Annotated in this window: 18 protein-coding genes and 1 pseudogene; 3 read left to right on the top strand and 16 right to left on the bottom strand. The window is 64.3% G+C overall.

The window, feature by feature from the left end; all coding sequences use genetic code 11:
- Nucleotides 1-6 precede the first annotated feature (6 nt).
- The 3 genes from AC07P1_RS09315 to AC07P1_RS09305 all read right to left on the bottom strand — a co-directional run bounded on the left by AC07P1_RS09315 (nucleotide 7) and on the right by AC07P1_RS09305 (nucleotide 3207).
- Complete coding sequence (locus AC07P1_RS09315; protein ID WP_494695519.1) at nucleotides 7-1746, bottom strand: GMC oxidoreductase; 1740 nt, start codon at nucleotides 1744-1746, stop codon at nucleotides 7-9.
- 1 nt (nucleotide 1747) lies between these two features.
- Nucleotides 1748-2248, bottom strand: coding sequence for a gluconate 2-dehydrogenase subunit 3 family protein (locus AC07P1_RS09310; RefSeq protein ID WP_494695518.1), 501 nt, complete (start codon nucleotides 2246-2248; stop codon nucleotides 1748-1750).
- Between the two features lie 98 nt (nucleotides 2249-2346).
- Entirely contained in the window at nucleotides 2347-3207 is an 861-nt protein-coding gene (locus AC07P1_RS09305) for an AraC family transcriptional regulator (RefSeq protein ID WP_494695517.1), read from the bottom strand.
- Between the two features lie 251 nt (nucleotides 3208-3458).
- Between AC07P1_RS09305 and AC07P1_RS09300 the strand changes: the two genes are divergently transcribed.
- Nucleotides 3459-4076, top strand: a complete 618-nt coding sequence (locus AC07P1_RS09300; protein WP_494695516.1) for an exopolysaccharide biosynthesis protein — start codon at nucleotides 3459-3461, stop codon at nucleotides 4074-4076.
- Between the two features lie 79 nt (nucleotides 4077-4155).
- Here the strand turns inward: AC07P1_RS09300 and AC07P1_RS09295 are convergent, their stop codons facing one another.
- The 9 genes and pseudogenes from AC07P1_RS09295 to AC07P1_RS09255 form a co-directional block, all read right to left on the bottom strand.
- Nucleotides 4156-5805 carry a mechanosensitive ion channel family protein gene (locus tag AC07P1_RS09295; RefSeq protein ID WP_494695515.1) on the bottom strand — a complete coding sequence of 550 codons (1650 nt, stop codon included), beginning with the start codon at nucleotides 5803-5805 and terminating at the stop codon, nucleotides 4156-4158.
- A gap of 130 nt (nucleotides 5806-5935) precedes the next feature.
- Nucleotides 5936-6391: an NAD(+)--rifampin ADP-ribosyltransferase gene (gene arr / locus AC07P1_RS09290; protein WP_494695514.1), complete on the bottom strand. Its 456-nt coding sequence runs from the start codon at nucleotides 6389-6391 to the stop codon at nucleotides 5936-5938.
- A gap of 19 nt (nucleotides 6392-6410) precedes the next feature.
- Nucleotides 6411-7085 carry an HAD family hydrolase gene (locus AC07P1_RS09285; protein WP_494695513.1) on the bottom strand — a complete coding sequence of 225 codons (675 nt, stop codon included), beginning with the start codon at nucleotides 7083-7085 and terminating at the stop codon, nucleotides 6411-6413.
- A 129-nt stretch (nucleotides 7086-7214) separates the two neighbouring features.
- Nucleotides 7215-7520 (bottom strand): annotated as a pseudogene (locus AC07P1_RS09280) (helix-turn-helix transcriptional regulator); the annotation flags it as partial.
- Nucleotides 7521-7641: 121 nt separating this feature from the next.
- Entirely contained in the window at nucleotides 7642-8337 is a 696-nt protein-coding gene (locus tag AC07P1_RS09275; protein WP_494695512.1) for a GntR family transcriptional regulator, read from the bottom strand.
- Nucleotides 8338-8446: 109 nt separating this feature from the next.
- Complete coding sequence (locus AC07P1_RS09270) at nucleotides 8447-9391, bottom strand: dihydrodipicolinate synthase family protein (RefSeq protein ID WP_363497110.1); 945 nt, start codon at nucleotides 9389-9391, stop codon at nucleotides 8447-8449.
- A 169-nt stretch (nucleotides 9392-9560) separates the two neighbouring features.
- Nucleotides 9561-10466, bottom strand: coding sequence for a LysR family transcriptional regulator (locus AC07P1_RS09265; protein ID WP_494695511.1), 906 nt, complete (start codon nucleotides 10464-10466; stop codon nucleotides 9561-9563).
- 80 nt (nucleotides 10467-10546) lie between these two features.
- Complete coding sequence (locus AC07P1_RS09260) at nucleotides 10547-11737, bottom strand: aldose epimerase family protein (protein WP_494695510.1); 1191 nt, start codon at nucleotides 11735-11737, stop codon at nucleotides 10547-10549.
- Between the two features lie 122 nt (nucleotides 11738-11859).
- On the bottom strand, nucleotides 11860-14199 hold the full coding sequence (locus tag AC07P1_RS09255) for a family 43 glycosylhydrolase (protein WP_494695509.1): 2340 nt from the start codon (nucleotides 14197-14199) through the stop codon (nucleotides 11860-11862).
- Nucleotides 14200-14511: 312 nt separating this feature from the next.
- Between AC07P1_RS09255 and AC07P1_RS09250 the strand changes: the two genes are divergently transcribed.
- A complete protein-coding gene (locus AC07P1_RS09250) occupies nucleotides 14512-15465 on the top strand; it encodes a LysR family transcriptional regulator (protein ID WP_494695508.1) in 954 nt (317 codons plus the stop codon).
- Here AC07P1_RS09250 and AC07P1_RS09245 read toward each other — a convergent pair.
- From AC07P1_RS09245 to AC07P1_RS09230, 4 genes are all read right to left on the bottom strand, one after another.
- Entirely contained in the window at nucleotides 15450-16046 is a 597-nt protein-coding gene (locus tag AC07P1_RS09245; protein WP_494695507.1) for a sigma-70 family RNA polymerase sigma factor, read from the bottom strand. The genes AC07P1_RS09250 and AC07P1_RS09245 overlap by 16 nt on opposite strands.
- Nucleotides 16047-16185: 139 nt before the next feature.
- Nucleotides 16186-17442 (bottom strand): styrene monooxygenase/indole monooxygenase family protein, encoded by a 1257-nt coding sequence (locus AC07P1_RS09240; RefSeq protein ID WP_494695506.1) that lies wholly within the window; start codon nucleotides 17440-17442, stop codon nucleotides 16186-16188.
- 75 nt (nucleotides 17443-17517) lie between these two features.
- Nucleotides 17518-18159 carry an NrsF family protein gene (locus tag AC07P1_RS09235; protein ID WP_494695505.1) on the bottom strand — a complete coding sequence of 214 codons (642 nt, stop codon included), beginning with the start codon at nucleotides 18157-18159 and terminating at the stop codon, nucleotides 17518-17520.
- Complete coding sequence (locus AC07P1_RS09230) at nucleotides 18156-18740, bottom strand: sigma-70 family RNA polymerase sigma factor (RefSeq protein ID WP_494695504.1); 585 nt, start codon at nucleotides 18738-18740, stop codon at nucleotides 18156-18158. The genes AC07P1_RS09235 and AC07P1_RS09230 overlap by 4 nt, the downstream gene beginning before the upstream one ends.
- Before the next feature lie 117 nt (nucleotides 18741-18857).
- Here AC07P1_RS09230 and AC07P1_RS09225 point away from each other — a divergent pair, with 117 nt between their 5' ends.
- Complete coding sequence (locus AC07P1_RS09225; RefSeq protein WP_494695503.1) at nucleotides 18858-19475, top strand: cytochrome b/b6 domain-containing protein; 618 nt, start codon at nucleotides 18858-18860, stop codon at nucleotides 19473-19475.
- Nucleotides 19476-19536: the final 61 nt, after the last annotated feature.

Here is a 19536-nt window from a genome sequence, read left to right as displayed (position 1 = left end):
TTTTCCTTAGAGTTTGCCAAGTTTGAGTTGTTCGGCCGCATAGGCGCAGGCGCGCACGGTGAGCGCCATGAAAGTCAGCGACGGGTTTTGCCAGGCGCTGGAGCTCATGCTGGCGCCGTCGGTCACAAACAGATTGGGTACATCGTGCGCCTGGTTGTAACCGTTGAGCATCGAGGTCTTCGGATCGCGCCCCATGCGTGCCGTGCCCATCTCGTGGATCGACAAGCCCGGCGCCCACTGCTCGGGGGTCTTGATCGACTTATGGATGTCCTTGACGCCCAGCGATTCGAGGATGTTGGCGGCGGTGTCGGCCATGTCTTCGCGCATCTTGTCGTCGTTGGCCGAATAGGTGCAGTCGATGTGCAGCTGCGGCATGCCCCATTTGTCCTTTTTGGTCGGATGCAGGCTGACCATGTTTTCATAGCGCGGCAGCATCTCGCCCTGGCCGTACAGGCCGAAATGCCATGGGCCGGGCTTGCGTATCATGGCCTTGTAGTCCTTGCCGAAGCCCGGCTTGCGGCCCTGTTCCGCCCAGCCTTCGCGCGCGGCGCCGCCCGCCAGCGCATAGCCGCGCAGGAAGCCGGGATGCTGCTCGCGCACATTGCGGAAGCGCGGAATGTAAGGCGCGGTCGGACGGCGGCCGGAGTAATAATCGTTCTCGTAGCCCTCGACGCGGCCGGAGGCGCCGGCGCCGAACAGATGGTCCATCAGATAGTGGCCCAATACGCCGGACGAGTTGCCCAAGCCGGTGGGAAACGCCTCGGAGGTCGAGTTCAGCAAGACCTGCGTGCTGCCCAGGGTCGAGGCGCACAGGAATACCACCTTGGCGTAGAACTCGCGGGTTTCCATGGTGTCGGCATCGATCACCCGCACGCCGGTGGCGCGGTTGGTCTTGGCGTCGTACAGCACGCTGTGGACGATGGCGTTGGTGGCCACGCTCAAACGCCCGGTCGCGGCGGCGGCCGGCAAGGTCGAGCTTTGCGTCGAGAAATACGCGCCGAAGGAGCAGCCACGGTTGCACATGCTGCGCGCCATGCAGCTGCCGCGCCCCATTTCCAGATGTTTCTCGCTGGGTTTGGTCAGGTGCGCGCAGCGGCCCATGATCATGCGGGCCGGGGCGAAGCTGGCGTCGAACTTCTTCTTCAGCGCCGCCTCGACCGTGTTGAATTCGAACGCCGGCAGGAATTCGCTATCCGGCAAGACATCCAGGCTTTCGCGCGCGCCGCTGATGCCGACGTGGCGCTCGACGTGGGTGTACCAGGATTCCAGGTCGGCATAGCGGATCGGCCAATCGACACCGTGGCCATCCTTGGCGTTGGCCTCGAAGTCGAGGTCGCTCCAACGGTAGGACTGGCGCGCCCACAGCAACGATTTGCCGCCCAGCTGGTTGCCGCGTATCCAGCTGAAAGGCTTGCCCTCCGGCGTGCTGTAAGGCATGTCACGGTCGTTGTTGAAGAAGTGCTTGGTGTGGTCGTCGAAGGCGTAGCATTTGCGCTGCTCGGCGAACTGGTCCGCCGCCAGCTTTTCCTCGACCAGGCCGCGATTGGGCAGCTTCCACTCGTCGACGCCCTCGCCGATGTAGTCGCTGCGGTGCTCGACCGGGCGGCCGCGCTCGACCATAAGGGTGCGCAGGCCGCGCTCGCACATTTCCTTGGCGGCCCAGCCGCCGGTGATACCGGAGCCGACCACGATGACGTCGAATTGTTCGGCGCTTTGCTTGATGTAGAACGATGAAGTTTGGCTCATGTCAGATCGCCCAGGTCCTGGTGTTTTTACGAACGGGGAAGTTGCCCTTGAAGCCTCCGGGCACCGGCAGATACGCCAGCTCGAGCGTCGAACCGGCCTCCGAGGTGTAGTAGGCGAACAGCGTATAGGACTTCATCTTTCGGAAAAACCGCTGGTCCTCGGCGGTGAACGGCGCGCTGCCGCCATCGAGGGCGTGCAGCAGCGCGATGCGGCGCTTGGCCGGCAGCGCGCGGAAGCGCTTGCCGTCGGCGGCCAGCGCCATCGCGTCCACCCGCTCCAGGCCGGCGATAAAGCTTTGCTGCTCCGACGCTGTCGCGCACACCATCAACATATGGTCGATGGTGCGGTGCGCGCCGACGGCCAGCGCGCCGGGCGTGTCGGTCGCGGGAATGATGTGCTCGGCCAGCACGGCCGTCAGCGCCAGCGCGTCGGCCGACAACAACTCGGGCGCGGCCGGCGCCTTGCCGGAGGCCGCCAGCGCCGCCAGGGCGTCGCCGGACAATGCCAGGCCACACAGCCCGGCTAGTTTGATGAGAGCGGATCTGCGTCCGTCTATCTCTCGTTCTGCTTGCAACATGTCTCCTCCAATACTTCTTTGGTTCAATTACTCCTTCGGACCGTTCCCGCCCGCCCGGAGGCCAGCAAGGACAGCTGATACTGTTTGGGGGTGATGCCGACCACACTACGGAAAATCTTGGTGAAGTAACTCTGCCCGCCGAAGCCGGTCTCCACGGCCACGCGGGCGATGCTCTGCGCGCCCGGCAACAGGCGGCAAGCCTCGTGGATCTTCATGCGCAGGATGTACTGCTTGGGCGTCAGCGAAAAATGCTGCTTGAACTTGCGCTCGAAGGTGGACAGCGACATGCACGACAGGCTGGCCAGATGCTCGATGCCGATGTCCTCGGTCAGGTGAGCCTGCAGGTATTCGATGCAGCTTTTGAACACGTGGAACGGCGCGATGGCCTCCTGCGAGCGCTGGGCGTCGCGGCTGAAGCCCTCGACGCCGACGATCTCGCCGTGGCGGTCGCGCACCGGCGCCTTGGTGGTGAACAGCCAGGTCAGCGCGCCGTTGTTGCCGTCGATGACTTCCAGCTTGTTTTTGACGGCGGCGCCGCTTTCCATCACCTGCAAATCGTCGGCACGGATGCGGTCGGCGATGTCGCGGCGGAAGAAATCATGATCGGACTTGCCGATGATGTCTTTTACGCTGGAAAGGGAATGCTGCTCCTGCAGCAGCCGGTTGCCCCAGACGAACTGGCCGGCACGGTTCTTGGCGAAATAATAAGTATCCTGCAAATCGTCGAACAGGACGCTGGGGGTGGAGATGCCGTGACGGTAGAAAAAGTCTGTGCAATCGGAGGTCGGCGCGGCGCCGTCACCGGTCAGGAAATTTTGGTGCTTTTCCTTTGCGGTATCGCCGGTGGCCACCACCATGCCCATCCTGATCATCCTCGTGCTCATCGCCGTTCGCCATTCGCTAGTCTGGCGAGAATGGTAGCATCGACAATGCCGGGAAAGTAATAAAAAATCGGAAGAATTTATAACGAAATCGGCAAGTCAAAAGGACTCGCATGGGTCATCCCGCCCTGTGGCCGCTGTTGGAATTTGTCACAACCATCGTCTTTTCCATGTCATTAACAGGGTCTTAAGGTTCCCGGGTCATAATCGTGTGAGCTTACTCTACCTTTCCCCTGACTAATGAAGCCTATCAAATGAGTTGCGCAGGCGACGGCCCCGCACTTTCCCAACTATTGCGCGAACTGGCCGACGATACGTCGCGGGACCGGATCGCCGTGGGCGACCTCCTGCACGCCCTGGGCGACCGCGCCACCGGCGCCTTGCTGTTCATTTTCGCTTTTCCCAATATCCTGCCAGTGCCGCCTGGAACGTCGGCCATATTAGGCGCACCCCTGGTGTTTCTCGCCGCCCAGCTGACATTCGGCATGCGGCCGTGGCTGCCGGGGATCATCAGCCGGCGCTCCATGGCGCGCGCGGACTTCCATGGGATGATGCGGCGCGTGATTCCGTGGCTGGAACGAGCGGAAAAGCTGCTTCGTCCACGCATCAGCGTACTGGCGCTGCCGCCGTGCGAATACGTGATCGGCCTGGTGTGCCTGTTGCTGGCGCTGGTGCTGGTGCTGCCCATCCCGCTTGGGAACATGTTGCCCGCCCTTTCCATCAGTCTGCTTGCGCTGGGCCTGCTTGAACGCGATGGCTTTGCGATCACGACCGGGGTGGTCGCGGCCACCGCTTCCGCCGTTTTGGTTTCCGGCGTCATCTGGGGCATCGTCAAAGCGTGTGTCTTCATGGTAGCCCAAGTGCTGGTTTAAGACGGGCGATGGCGAAAAAAATGCCTCCGATCAAGGAGGCAGCAAACAGGACGATTACATCGGGAGACGATGCGACGCCTCACATCACCGATTTGGCGAAGCTGTTGCGTGAGGCTGTGACGCCGATACCCACCGGTGTGGGCATTTCCGCCGCCGCCGCGCGCTGCGGCGCATAAAAAACGGTCTGGGTCGGGAACGCGAGGCCGATGCCGGCCGCTTCCAGCCTTTCGTATATCGTCAGCAGCAGCTCTTCCCGGATCACCACCTGTGTATCGAAGTCCGGCACGTCGATATACGAGAACACCTCGATATTGAAGGCGCGGTCGGTGATATTGCCCAGCCGGGCGCGGGCGCCCTCCGCCATCTTGTCGTGCGTAGCCAGCACCTGCTGGACGATGGTGATGGCCTCGCGCAGCTTGGCCGACGTGGTGCCGTAGGAAATGGCGATCACCGGATTGAACAGGAAGCGGTCGCGCTCGGCGTAGTTCTCGATCTGGCGCGCCGACAAGTCGCCATTGGGAACGGTCACCACGGTGCGCTCACCGGTGCGGATGCGGGACGAGCGTATGCCGACGTCCTCCACCGTGCCGACCACGTCGCCGACCTTGACGAAGTCACCCACCTGCAACGGGCGGTCGGCGATGATGGTGACGCTGCCGACCAGATTCTCCACCGTCTTCTGCGCGCCCAACGCCAGCGCGATACCGCCGATACCCAGCGCCGCGATCCCGGTGGTGACATCGATGCCGAAGGTGCCCAGGATGCCGATGCCGGCGAACGCAAGCAGCAGGAATTTGACCGTGCGCCGCACCAGAATGATGACGGAGACGATCTGGCGGCGCTGCTGGCGCTGCATGCGCGCGACGGCCAGGTCGGCGATGCCGTCGACCAATCGCAGGCCGAACCACACCACCGCGATGGCGGTGATGACGCCGGTGTAGCGCAGCAAATTCTGGCGCGCGACGATGGACACGGGCAGCGCGTCGGCCCAGTTGTAGAAGACGGCGACGGCGATCAGCAGGCTCAGTGGCGGCAGCGCCGCCTCGGCGAAGCGGTAGCCGCTGCTGGCGGCCGGATCGGCGACCAGCCGGCGGATCACGGTCACGCAGATGACGGAAACCAGCCACAGGCCACCGAAGACCACCACGCCCAGCCCAAGCAGCACGCCCCAGTCCTTGAGCGGCGCGCCGGCGACAAACCATTCGTTTTTCGGCGGCGCCTGGGCTACCGGCGCCAGCTTGGCTGCCGTCGACATCAGCGCCAGCGTCTCTTTTGAGATGCGCCACACCTGGCGGTCGCCGTCCTGTCCGCGTGTGAGCAGAATGGGCACTTCCTTGCCCTGCAACGTGACTTCACCAATGTTTTCCTCGTCGGCCGGCAGATCGTCGTCCAGCCTGCCCGTATCGACGTTGGACAAGGCTGCGAACGGCTTGAGCGAGCCGCTGTCGTCGAGCAGCGCGTGGAACGCGCGCGCCTGGCTGGCGGCGGTGCGCTGCTGCCGGTTGCTGGTCGGCGCCGGCAGATCGAAGAATTGGGCGGCGCGGTCGTAATCGAGTTCGGCCAGGGCGCCGATCAGTCCGGCAACCATCGAGCGCGGGGTCTCGCGGCCGAGTACGTCCGCTGGAACGGCCGGCGCCTCGGCGGCGGGCTTGGCAGGAGGTACCGCGACGGCGAGGGGCGCGGCCAGCGCGAGCATCAGCCAGATCAGGAAGGTGGGAATAAAACGCATGCTAAGAACGACTCCTATGCCTGTTACATGTAGTTTCCAAGCGTAAAGCGTGGAACTCGACATGTCGGTTGGCAATGATAGGAGTCTATCGGCCGTCGCGCTGTTCGCTACCGCACAAAGGAATGCATTGCTAATCCTCTATCGCCGCACGGCCGCTGCCCCTTAGCGCCGCCAGATTATTGAGCATTTCTTGCACCGTCTCCGGCGGGTGCCCGGTCCAGTCCATGACTTCGCCGACGATCCTCAAGGGTTGGCGCGTGCGATAGGAACGCGTCGGGTTGCCAGGGAAGCGCTTGTTCGTCAAATTGGGATCGTCTTCGAAGACGCCTGTTGGCTCGACGATGTAAATATATCCCGGCCCCGCCTCGCCGGCGAGCGCGGTGGCCAGTTCCGCACCCCACATGGCCGCATCGAGGCCTGCTGAGAAATAGACGTTGTTGGAAACGCGCCCTTCCTCGAAATTGGATTGAAAGCCGGGAACCAGCAAATCGCCTATCCCGAGCCGGGTTTTAGTTCCATGGTAAAAGGGCCCCTCGACCTTGGCACAATTCCCATGGTCGACCGGCGTCCATTCTTGCAAACCCATACGTTGTCCCCTTGTGAAGTCAGTCCCGCGACAGTTGCCCCACCAACCCAGGCAGCTCGGCCATCGAGCCGAACACCAGCCGGGCGCCGGCCTCGCGCAGCCGTTCGGCCTGGTCCGGCGGGCTGTGCGGGCCGCCGGTGAAGCCCAGCACGACGGTGCCGGCCGCCACGGCCGCGTGCACGCCGGTGATGCTGTCCTCGACGACGACGCAGTCGGCGGCGCGCGCGCCCATGGCGGCGGCGGCCATCAGGTAGACGGCCGGATCGGGTTTCGGCCGGCCGGCGATGTCGGCTGTATAAAGCCCGCCGTCGAACAAGGCGATCAACCCGGTGCGTTCGAGCAGCCCCTGCACGCGCACCAGGCGGCTGTTGCTGGCGACGGCCTTGGGCAGCGCGATGGCGCGCAGCGCGGCTTCGACGCCGGGCACCGGCTCGGCCATGCGGTCGCATTCGGCCTCGACCACACCGCGCATGACGGCCAGGTCGGCGGCGCTCGGCGCCGCCAGGCCCAGCTCCGCGCACACGCCCAGCACCAGCGCTTCGAGTTTCAGTCCGAGCCGTGGACGGATCAGCGGCAACACGCGCCCGCGGTCGCCGGCGAGCGGCGCCAAAAAGTCGGCCAATGCCTGCAGGGCAATGGCTTCGCTGTCGATCAGCACGCCGTCACAGTCGGAGATGAGGTGGGAGATGGTCATGCGCGCCCTTGCCAAGTGATGGTTTGGCGATCATGCCACATCGGAATGAATTTCGCATCGGTATCGAATGCCAGGGAACGGGCCGCACCGGGAAGCAAACCGGCGCTAGAGAACACGCCCAGAGTTTATTCAGTCAAACGCTTTCAGTTCCACGAAACCTGAATGCACCAACCGTTTCCCTTCCTTCGCCACGTTGACCTGCAGCGCGACGTTTGCGACGTCAAGCACATCTTGCGTCAGCGAGTAACCGCCTTTGGCCCGTAGCCAAGCCAACACGTCCGCCAGATGCCAGATCGAAGCGCTGCCTTCATGTACCGGCGCCGGAAAACTGCCCGGGTAAGTCAACATCAGCTTGCGCATGTTTTGCCGCGAGACACCCACCAACTCAGCCACGTCGGTCAATCCAACCAAATCCGGGGCAACCTCGATCAATTGGACATGCCCTCCGGTCGTCAAGTGACAACCGGAGGGCATGTATGAGTTTCCGCACAGCCTATGCCGGATTTTCAGCCAATGCGGTGACGTCTGGATTGAGACAGAATGAGATCGATGCCCTTCAACGCCGCCGCGACACGATGAAGCGTTCAAGTTCGGCCGCGGCGTGTTCGATATGCCGCTTCAGCAGGCTGGCCGCCGCCCTCACCTCGCCGACCTTGCACAAGCGCACAAGTTCGGCGTGCTCTTCCTCGGCGCGCCGGCAGCTCTCGACGCTCAGGGACAATTGCAGGCGCGTGTAGCGGTCGGTCTGCAGCAACAGGCCCGCGACGATGGCCATGGTGCGCGGCTGCTCCGCGCGCGACATCAGCAAGTCGTGCAACCGCGTGTTCAGTTCGCCCCAGCGGGTCGGATGTTGCGCGTGTAATTCTTGTTTGTACTCGGCCAGGATGGCGTCGATTTCCGCGAAGTCGGCAGCGGTGAGCTTGGGCGCGGACTTTTTCAGCAATAGCGGTTCGAGCAAACCGCGCAACATGAACAGCTCGCTGATCTCGGCGATCGACAGCTCGGACACCACCGCGCCCTTGTGCGGCACGATCCTGACCAGGCCCTCGCCTTCGAGCTGCACCAGCGCCTCGCGCACCGGAATCCGGCTGATGCCGAATTCGGCCGCCAGCGCGTCCTGGCGCAGCTGGAATCCTTCCGGCAGGTCGCCGGCCATGATCTTGCGGCGCAACGCGTCCGCCGCCTGCTCGGCGACGGTGGTCACCGCGAAGCGCGGGGCTGCGGCCTTGGGGGCGGTAACGGTGGAACTCATGGCGGGACTTTCTGTCGGATGTCCGGGCAGGCGCCCGAACTTTGCAGGCGGCAGTATAAATTATATTGCCGCCCCCGCCGGAAAATAAGCGGCGCGCCTTTCGAAAACCTCAGGCGGCGACCTCTTTCGACCAGCCGGCGTACCAGGTGCGGAACAGGCCGTACTGGATCTCGGCGTAGCGGCGCTGGCTGTCGCTGAGCACATCGGTCTCGTTGAAGTGCAAGGTGTATTCCTTGTCGCCGTTGAGCACCATCAGATACTTGTAGAACAGCACCAGATCGGTGCCCTCGTCGAACGACGACAGCACGGCCAGCGCCGATTCCAGCTCGCGCGCCTGGCGGCGGGCGGTGACGTCGCCCTCGGCGGCCTTGCGGCACAGCGCGACCAGTTGCAGCACTTCGCGTGGCAGCGCGTTGCCGATGCCGGTGATAGCGCCGGTGGCGCCGCAGTTGACGAAGCCGTGGAACACCTGGGTGTCGACGCCGGCCATCAGCGTGACGTTCTCGTCCTGGCTGGTGATGTGCTCGGCCGCGTAGCGCAGATCGACCGCGCCGCCGAACTCCTTGAAGCCGATCAGGTTGGGATGCTTGGCGCGCAGTTCGAAGAACAGGTCGGCGCGCGTGGCGAAGCCGTAATACGGGCTGTTGTAGATCACGCTCGGCAGCTTCGGCGCGGCCGACAGGACCGCCTCGAAGTGCGCCTTCTGCGCGGCCGGCGAGGCGCCGCGCGACAGCACGCGTGGAATCACCATCAGGCCGCTCGCGCCAACCTTGGCGGCGTGCGCGGCGTGCGACACCGCCTCCTTGGAATTGACCGCGCCGGTGCCGACGATGGTCGGCACGCCGGCGGCGACCAGGCGCGCCACACCTTCCTGGCGCTGCGCCTCGGTCAGCAGCGGCCAATCGCCCATCGAGCCGCAATACACGACCGCGCTCATGCCGAGGTCGACCAGCTCGCGGCCCTTCTTCACCAACGCGTCGAAGTCGGGGGTGCGCTCGGGGGTGCATGGGGTCATCAGGGCCGGAATGGTGCCGGTGAAGATGTTGTCGCTCATGGTGCTTCCTTCATAAAGTCGTCAGGTGATTTAGGAAAAGGCGATGCACAACTTCCGTCATCACCCACCGGTGGATGATAATCCTTTTGGATATTTTATACAATCTGAAAAATAAAGACTGAGCCAAATTTTCGCAAGTCATTGATTGTTATAGGAAAGCCCGAGACTACTAACGATCCCACGGCGGAATTCCGGCAAACTCATCCGCCAGGAAGTCGATCATCACGCGCACCTTGGCGCTCAGATGGCGCCGGCTTGGATACACCGCAAGCACGTCGATGTCGGGCAAATGATAGTCCGGCAACACGCGCACCAAACGCCCCGCCTTCAGGTCGGCACCGACCAAAAAGGTCGGCTGCCAGATGACGCCGCCGCCGGCGACGGCCACGGCCCGCGCCGTGTCGCCATTATTGGTATGCATGGGGCAGCTGACCTTGACGACGTCCGCTTGTCCCAGTTGATTGCTGAAGTGCCACTCGTCGGCGGTGGCCGCGTAGCGGTAGCCGATGCAGCGGTGCGCGGCGAGGTCTTGCGGCACCTTGGGCACGCCGTGTTTTTCGAGGTAGGCCGGCGCGGCGCAGCAGATATTTTGCGACGTGGCCAGCTTGCGCGCGGCGTGCGACGCCGAGCCGGAGCGCGAGATGCGGATCGCCATGTCGTAGCCCTCCTCGACGATATCGACCACCCGGTCGCTCAACGCCACTTCCAGCTCGACGCCCGGGTGCAGGTCCATGAACTTGGCCCACAGCGGCGCCAGTTGCAGCACGCCAAAACTGAGCGGAGCATTCAACCGCAGCAGGCCGCGCGGCGTCATCGACGTCGACGACGCGATCGCCTCAACCTCGGCCATATCCTCGACGATGGTCTTGGCCCGCTCGTAGAGCGCGTCGCCGCTTTCGGTCAGCGACATCTTGCGCGAACTGCGGTTCAGCAGCCGGGTGCCGAGGTGGCTTTCCAGATCGGCGATGATGCGCGTGACATTGGCCGGCGATGTATCGAGCGCGTCGGCCGCCCGCGCGAAGCCGTTCTTGCGCACCACCTCGACGAACACTTCCATCGCCCGCAACCTGTCCATACCGCCCCCATTATTCAGAAAACCTGAATATAGCATCGCGGACGCGTGCCGCGAAATCGCGGCAGCGCGGGATTTCCGGATTACTTATCGAGCGTATAGAAATGCAGCACCGTGGTCTGCGAATAGTCGCGGCCCGGGTCCACGCGCGTGGTCGGGAAGGCCGACTGGTTCGGGCTGTCCGGATAGCCCTGCGCCTCGAAGCTGATGGACTGGTACTTGGTCAACTTCTGCCCGCCCTTGCCGGTCACCTCGCCCTTGAGGAAATTGCCCGTATAAACTTGCATGCCAGGCTCGGTGGTGGCGATCGTCAGGCCGCGTCCGGACTGGCGGTCTTCGATCTTGACCGCCGGTTTCGGTTGCGCCGTCTTGCCGCCGCGAATCAGGTAGTTGTGATCGATGCCGCCGTTGGCCAGCGCCAGTTGCGGGTGCTGCATGCGCACGCGCTCGGTAACCACGCCCGGGGTGCGGAAGTCGAACGGCGTGCCGGCCACCGGCAGCGGCTGGCCGGTCGGAATCAAGGTCTGGTTGACCGGCAGGATGGCGTCCGATTCGATGGTCACCTCGGCATCGGTGGCCAGGCGCGTGGCCGGGATGCCCGACAGGTTGAGCATGCTGTGCCAAGTCAGGTTGACCACCGTCGGCTTGTCCGTCTTGGCGCCGTAACGGATGGTCAGGTCGTTCTTGTTATTGAGCTCGTACGTCACGTCGGCCACGACGGTGCCCGGGAAGCCTTGGTCGCCATCGGGCGACGTCAAGGTGAACGTCACCGACGCCTTGTCGGCCGTCTGCTCGACACTCTTGACCACCCAGTTGCGCTTGTCCCAGCCGATCGCGCCGCCGTGCAGCGTGTTGGGCGCCTCGTTGACCGACAGCGCGAACTTCTTGCCGTCGATGGCGAACGTGCCGTTGGCGATGCGGTTGGCGTAGCGGCCCACCGTCACGTTGGTGAAACCCGGGGTCGTCTCGTAGCCGGCCAGGGTGTCGTAACCCACCGCCAGGTCGGCGGCGTTGCCCTGTTTGTCCGGGAAGCGCAGGCTCTGCACGGTGGCGCCATAGGAGATCAAGGTGGCCGACAGCCCGCCGGCGTTTTTCAGGACGATGGCTTCGACCTTGGCGCCATTGGACAGCGTGCCGAAAGGCATGCGCGACAACGATACGCCGGCTGGCGCGGCGGGATCGGAGGCGTCGCGGGACGGCATCTGGCCGCAGGCGCTGAGGCCGACCAGGGTGCTGAGCAGGAAAATCGTGGCGGGTCTGGTGGAAATAGTCATGTGTAGGTAAGGTGTCCGTTAAAAAAGAGGCGGCCGGCGGGTGCCGGCCATGCCTATGATAATTGCTGAGCCGGCCATCAGGCGCCCGGGAGGGCCGGCATCCGCATAAAAAAATCCCGGACTTAACGCGCGAGGCTGGAAATCTCCCCGTCCGTCAACGCCGAACCGTAGATGCGCAGGTCGTCCATCGACCCCTTGTACGGCGCGTCCCACCAGTTCACGCCCAGCGCGAACACGCCGGTGGTGGTGGTGAACACGTTGGGGAAGTTCACCCCGCTGTAGCGCTTGGCGCCGTTGACGTAGATGTTGACGGCACCGTTCTTGACGCTGAACGCCACGTGCGACCACTGTCCGACCGGGATGTTCATGCCCAGGCCGGCATCGTACCAGGCGGTTCCCGACCACAGCATGGTCGCGCCACCGACGCCGTCATGCCCCCGCGGCAGCAGGCTGATCCACGAGTCGCCGGTGCGGGCGCCGAAGAACGTGGTGGAGAACGCGGTCAGCTGGGCCGGCTTGAGCCACATGGCCACCGTGTAGGTGTTGCTGGAGATCAGGCCATTCGGCAGGCGCACGCCGCTCGCGCCATTGAACACGGCGGCGCTGCCCTTCATGCCCGCCTCGTAGCCCAGGCTGCCGCCGCCGACATCGATCTTCGCGCCGATGACAGTGCCTGCGCCGAACGCGCCGGTCGCATCGCCCAGGTTGCCGTCGAACGTATAGTGGGCGATCATGCCGCCCAGCTTGCGGACCGTGACGACGAACGACTTGACCACACGCGCCTGCCCCTTGGTGATGGTGGCCGTCAAGGTGACGGTCACATCGCTGGCCGGGCTGGTGACCTGCCCCGTATTGCTCAACACTTGCGGATTCGACGACGTCCAAGTGATGACGGCGTCGCGCGCGCCGCTGGTCGGCAAGGTCATGTCGCCGGTGACCGCGTTGGTGTTGCCGAGCGTGAGTTGGTCGGCGATGGCGTTCACCGCCTGCATGTCGCTGCGCGGCGCCAGCCGGCTGCCCATGACGGAGACGCCGTCGCGCGAGGTCGCCGAGAACGTCATCACATGGCTTTGCGAGGTTTCGTCCCACTGCTTGAGGAACACCCCTTTGAATGGCGGCGAGCCGGGCAGATTGATCTCGGCCTGGTTGGCGCCCACCAGCGCCCAGGAGCCGGTGACCGCGCCGCTGATCGAGCCGTTCGCGTTGAGTGTGATGAACCGGGATTTTTTGACGGTGGCCGAAATATCCTTGCCGTGGTTGACGAACATATAGTCGCCGAACACGAATCCGCGCTGAACCGATTCCAGGGTCTCATTGGAGTTGCGGTACGGCGCCACGACGGGCCAGCCATCGGCGTTCATGAACATCTGGTGCACGCGGACTTGATGCTGTTCGCCACGCTCGGGGAAGCGGGTGTGGAAAATCAGGAAGTGCTTGCCGGTGGCCGCATCGTAGTAGGCCGAGTTGTGGCCCGCCGAGACATAACCGGTGCCGATGCCGGTGCCTGGCTCGCCCAGCTTGCGCTCGAACAGGAAGTTCCCCATGATCTTCACGCCGTACGGCGCGATCGACGCGTCGTCGAACAGGGGTTTGGACGGATCGGACTTGACGTTGGCCATGTCCACGCCCTGGGCGTCGTAGTACGGGCCGTCCGGCGAAGTGGCACGGGCCACGCGCATGTTGTAGCCGCCGGCCGCGTCCAGGCCGCCGAACGACGTGAACATGTAGTAGTACTGCGTGACGGGGCTGAACATCACATAGGCGCCTTCGATCCGGCTGTGATTGCCACCCATCAAGCGCTTGCCGTATCCCTGCCCCGGCAGCGGCATGCCGTTGACCGGGTTCATCTGCATGATGAAGATGCCGCCCGAATAGGAGCCGTAAATCATCCACAGCCTGCCGCCGTTATCGAAAAACACGTTCGGATCGACGGTGTTCGGATGCTTGAGGGCGTCGTAGACGGTGCCGTCATAGCTGGCCTGGCCCCACATGCCGGACTTCAGGATGATGCCCTTGTTCACGTACGGGCCTTCGATCTTGTCGGCGACCGCGATACCCAGCGCCGAGCGCGGGGAGTCGCCCTTGCAGGCGTTGTAGTACATGTAGAACTTGCCGTCGGCGAGGCGGATCACGTCCGGCGCCCACAGTGTATTCGTTTGCGCCCAGCTGAAGGTCTCCGCCAGTTCCGTGTAGACGTTGCTGGAACCGTTGAGGAACAGCTTGTTGGTGGCGCTGACGGAATCGGTGATCGGGGTCCACCGCATCAAATCCTTGCTTTTGGCCGATGCCAGGTGGGAGCCGAAGACGTAATAGGTGCCGTCCGTTTTGATCACGGAAGGATCGTGGACGGAGGCGTTGAGGAAGGTCACCGGCGCGGTTGGCGCCTGCGCGGCGGCGTGGGTGGACAGCATGGATGAGGCCACTACAGCTACGGCCCCCCACAGCGAGAAGGATTTGGTCACGTTTGTCTCCATTGTATTTTTATCGTTTTACCCGCCAGGAACACGGACGCCTTCCTTGCCGCCGGAAGCGCTCCGTAAATCCCATGATCGGCTTTGCACGATATAGCGCTGGAACCGCCGTGTCCAATGACCTTTTACGCCGCCGCGATAGCCAAACAAGCATCGAGGACGGCTACCGCCCCCTGGAGAAGTTGCCACATTGAAACGTGCGCTCGCACGACATGCTCAAATTTGTAACAGAATAGCAATGTTGCATAAATAGTTTTTCCCGCCCCGCCATAACGCCACCACATCGATACGTCCCGAGCCGCCATGCCTACTTCCTCGCCCAAACCACTGCAATTGCGTGGCGCCGACCTCCAACTGCTGGCCTCGCTGGACGTTCTGCTGCAGGAACTGAGCGTGACGCGCGCGGCGGCGAAGCTGCACGTGAGCCAGCCAGCCTTGTCGGCGCAGCTGGCGCGCCTGCGGCTGCTGTTCAACGATCCCTTGTTGGTGCCGATGGCGAACGGACGCGGTTTGGTCCCCTCCCCGTTCGCCAACCGCCTGCACCGGCGCCTGCAGCCGGCGTTGGTCGCGCTGGCGTCGGCTGTGCAGTTGCCGCGCGACGAATTCGACCCGGCCACCGCCGCCCGACAATTCAGCATCGCCGCCAGCAACACCGCCGCCGCCCTTGTGCTGCCGCTGCTGGCCAAGCAATTTGCCACGCTGAATAATCCCCGCTTGAAGGTGACGGCGGCGGAGCCGGATTTCTCCCGCCTGGCCGGCGACCTGGAGAAAGCCCGGTACGACCTTTACGTCGGTCCAGCCTGCCTGCTGCCGCCGGACCTCGCCAGCGTGACGCTGGGCAGCGCCGCGATGGTCCTCGCCCAGCGCCGGCATCATCCGCGTGGCGTGTCGCCGCTGACGCTCGACGCGTATTGCGCGCTGGAGCATGTCAATGTCTCGCTGTCGGCGAGCCTGCACGGGGTAATCGACGAACACCTGTACCGCCTCAGCAAGAAACGCCATGTCGCCATGGCGCTGCGCGATTTCTCCTCCGTGCCGAGCGTGCTGCTGGCGAGCGACCTGGTATGCACCGTGCCCGACAGCCTGGCCCGGGCCTGGGCCGCGGACGTCGAACTGGCCGCGCTCCCTTTCGATCTGCCGCCGTACGTGCTCTGCATGGCCTGGCACCCGCACAACGAGGAATGCCCCGGCCTGCGCTGGCTGCGCGAACAAATCATCGCCGCCACGCGAAGCCTCGCGGGTCAGGCCACCTTGTAACAGGCGCGCAGCCGCGCGATGGCGCGCCGGATGGCGCATTTAACCGTTCCCAGCGGCGCGCCCAGATGCTGCGACAATTCGGAATGCGAGAGCCCGTGCTCGAAGGCCAGCGCGAGGCACTGTCGCTGCATCGGCTCGAGCCCGGCGGTATGCGCCGATAGGCGCATGCGTTTCTCCGCGTAGAAGGCTTGCGTCAACGCCTCCCCGCCGACGGGATCGCCGTCAGGCTGCTGGTCGTCGCGCGCTTGCCAGTCCTCCTGTCGGCCAAGGTCTTCGCTCAGGCTGTGCTCCAATTGCTCGCTGCGCAAACGGCTGATCGCCTGGTTGCGCACGATCGTGATCAGCCACGTCATCGGCGTGCCGAGCCCGCTCCTGAAGCCGCGCGCGCCGGTCCACACCTTGAGGTACGCCTCCTGCAACACCTCCTCCGCCTTGAACGGCTGCCGGACCAGCCGGAACGCCACGCCGTAAAGGCAAGAGCGTGTCCGCCTGTAAAGTTCATTAAACGCCCGCTCGCATCCGGTGGAAATCTCCGTGAGGAGTACGGCCAGGTACTGTCTTTCGTTCGTCAAAGTATCCATGCGGGCATGGTCGCCGAAATCCGCCGGAGCGGCCAATCGAACATTTGTATGGCTGGCTATCGACCGCGTTTATAGGCGTTTCTTGCAGGGCACAGCCCTTGCCCGGCGTATCACCGGCCAGGGCTGCGTAACGGCCGGCCTAGGCGGCCCGGGGCACGGCAAAGCCTCGGCCGGCCAGGTGCGCATAGGTGGCGTCCGGATCGCCGAACCAGGCGTACACCTGATCGAGCCGGCCCGAATGGTTCAGCAGATCGGCGGCGATTTCGGGGACCACGCTGCCGGCGTAGACGGCCATTTGCTGGTGCGGTTGCAGCCCGGTGAGGAAATCGTTGGTCATGCGATAGCAGCCTTCGGCGCCCAGCCAGTACTCGGCGAAAACGCGGTCGATCCATTGCGCATCGAAACGGGCGGCCGGATCGGCGGCGATGCTGCGGGCGACGTGGTCGGCCGCTTTCGCGGCCGCGTTCAAGCCCTGGCCGCCCACCGGATCGTGCACGATCAAGGCGTCGCCCAGGGCCATGACCAGTTTGCCCGACGGCAGCCGTCCCGCCGGGCGGCGCACCACCGGCTCGATGGCACCTTGCAGCAGTTCGTCCTCCAGCACCTGCGCATCCGCCAGGGACGCGTGGATATCGGGGCAGGCCCGGCGCAGGTAGGCGCGATAGGCATCGAAGTTGTCGGCGATCGACAGGTTACGGTCGTAGATGTCGAGCGGTCCACCGGGCACCGCTTCGATCAGCACCACGGCCGCGGCCGTGGTATCGCGATGCATGAAGGGATAGAACAGGCACTCGCCAGCGCCGGCGATGATATTGGCCGCGTTCACGTGCCGCGCCGCCGGCGCCTCGGGATCGAAAGCCACGTTCTTCGCGTACAGCAGCACCAGGTTGCGGTGCGGCCGCTCGAGCCGGGATTTCTCGGCATCGCGCTCGAACAGTCCCGCGAAGGCTTTGCGGCCCGCCGTAACGAACACCGCGTCATGGCTGGCGGCAGCCCGCTCGAGCAGCTCGATCTCGGCCTCGCCGATGACCAGCTCGCCGCCACGTCGGCTGAACTCGCGCATCCACCGCGAATATTTCAGGCGCAGATCGATCGCCTGCGCGCGCGGCGCGATAGGCGTGCGCAACTTGACCTGTTCGACGCCCTCGGGCGAGTAGATCCGCATCAGGAAGGCGTCGACCTTGATCGCGTCGTAGGCGCGCCAAAAGTCCAGCCCGAGATCGCGTTCGTATTGCATGGTCGGCTCGAACTGCAGCGCGACCGGCTGGGTTGGCGCGTCAAAAACCTGCTGCGCGGTGCGGTCGGTGTACAGCGTGACGCGGCGGCCCTGATCCAGCAGTTCCATGCCCAGCTGCAGTCCCGCTTGTCCGGCGCCCACGATGGCGATCTTTCTCATGTTAATCCTTGTTAAAGTTGTTTACATGATTGAGATACGCTGCCGGCCCCGTTTTAGACGCAGCATTGACCGGCCTTACCAGGCCAGCGCGCGCGGACCGAGCGCCGCGCCCAGCGCGGTCGGTATCAGTATGCCCAGCAAATACCAGAAGCCGACGAACACCGGGCTCATTTCCGGGCAGTGCAGGCAGTACACGACCGCCGCCGCGCCGCCGGCGGCGAAACCCGCCGCCGCGCCCGCCAGGCGCAGGCGGGTCGGCGCCCGCCCGCGCAGGATATGCAGCGCGGCGGCCAGCAGCGGCAGCGACAACACGGCGATGAGCAGCGGGCAATAGCGCCACGTGCTGCCCCAGAACAGATCGGCACGCAAATCCGGCGCCGCCAGCCACAGCGCCACGGCCGCCACCGCCCACAGCGCCAGCACCGGCCCGGCGACAAACAGCGGCAGCGCGCGCGTGCTGGCGCCGGGCGCGGCCAGGCGCTTGACAGCCAGCCCCCCCGCGCCCGCCAGCGTCAGCGAAAACACCAGCTTCAGCCAGAACTTCGGCCAGGTCATCTCAAGGTCGAGATCCGGGCGCAGGCCCAGTATCGCCAGCATCAAGGCGGCGCTGGCGAGCAGGCCGCCAAGCAGCGGCAGCGCGGTGGCGCGCACCGGCCGAGCTGCCAGCGCCACGTCCGGACCGTTGGACAGCATGGTGATCAAATCGTCTGTTTTCATGGCGAACCTCTCAGGATAGTGGCCAATGTCTTCATTCCGCGATGCACCGATACCTTGACGTCCGCCTCCGACATCTTCAGCGCAGCGGCGGCCTCGCGCGTCGACAAGCCGTCCAGCTTGGTATGGACGATGGCGTCGCGCTGCTTGTCCGGCAGCAGGGCGAGCAGCTTGGCGAGATCGCGGCGCGCCTCCCCGGCCTCCGCCGCCGCGCTGGAGAACAGCCCGCCCTCGCCCTCGTCGACATCGTCCAGCGTATCGTGCAGGCTGTCGCGCCGCGCGTGCCGCCGCAGCCAGTCGATCAGCTTGTACTTGGCGATGGTATAGACCCAGGCCGTCAGCGGCACGGCGGTGTCGTAACTGAGGCGCTGGTTGTGGATCGCCAGCAGCGCCTCCTGCACCAGATCCTCCACCTCGTCGGGCCAGCGGCTCAGACGCCGGCGCAGGAAGGCGCGCAAATGCGTCGCCGTCGCCGTCAGGAAACGGCGATAAGCCAGGGCGTCGCCGTCCATGCCCTGTAAAAACAGGGCATGGAGGCGTAGTTCGGTCATGCGCAGGTGGTCCACCTCTTCTATTCGTCGCATCGCGCCCTTTGGTTACATCGCCCATCAAATAAATTTTTTACGAATATTTCGACCCGGCCTGTAACCAATCGCCGGGCTGTTGCGAACTCAATGTTACCTTCATCGAGAACGCACACCATGAAATCCATCGATCCACCCGCTCGCGGCGCGCCGGCCATCGTCCACCCCGCATGGCTGCGCCTGACACACTGGCTAAACGCCATCGCCGTGCTGGTCCTGCTGACGAGCGGCTGGCGCATCTACAACGCCACCCGGTTTCTCGATTTCGCCATTCCGCCGGGCCTCACCCTGGGCGGCTGGCTCGGCGGCGCGTTGCAATGGCACTTCGCCGCCATGTGGCTGCTGGTCGCCAACGGCATCCTGTATTTACTGATCAATGTCGCCTCGGGCAGGTTGCGTCGGCAGTTTTTCCCGGTCACGCCGCGCCAGCTGCTGCGCGACCTGGGCCTGGCCTTGCGGGGCAAGCTGTCGCACGCCGACCCGCGCCATTACAACAGCGTGCAGCGGTTGGCGTATCTGTTTGTGATGGTCGCCAGCGTCGTCATCGTGCTGTCCGGGCTGGTGCTGTGGAAGTCCGTGCAGTTTCCGCTGCTGCGCGAGCTGATGGGCGGCTACGAAGGCGCGCGCCTGGTGCACTTTTTCGCGATGGCGGGCCTGTTCGGCTTCATCGTTATCCACGTGGTAGTGGTGGCCCTCGTGCCGCGCACACTGCTTGCCATGCTAAGCGGTCGCTGATCGCCGAACTGGAACATCATGATAAAACTTTTCAAGAAACGCGAGATCGTCATCCCCGCCG

It is taken from the genome of Duganella sp. GW821-FHT07F09 (assembly GCF_059418705.1).
This window is presented reverse-complemented; position numbering and strand designations above follow the sequence as displayed.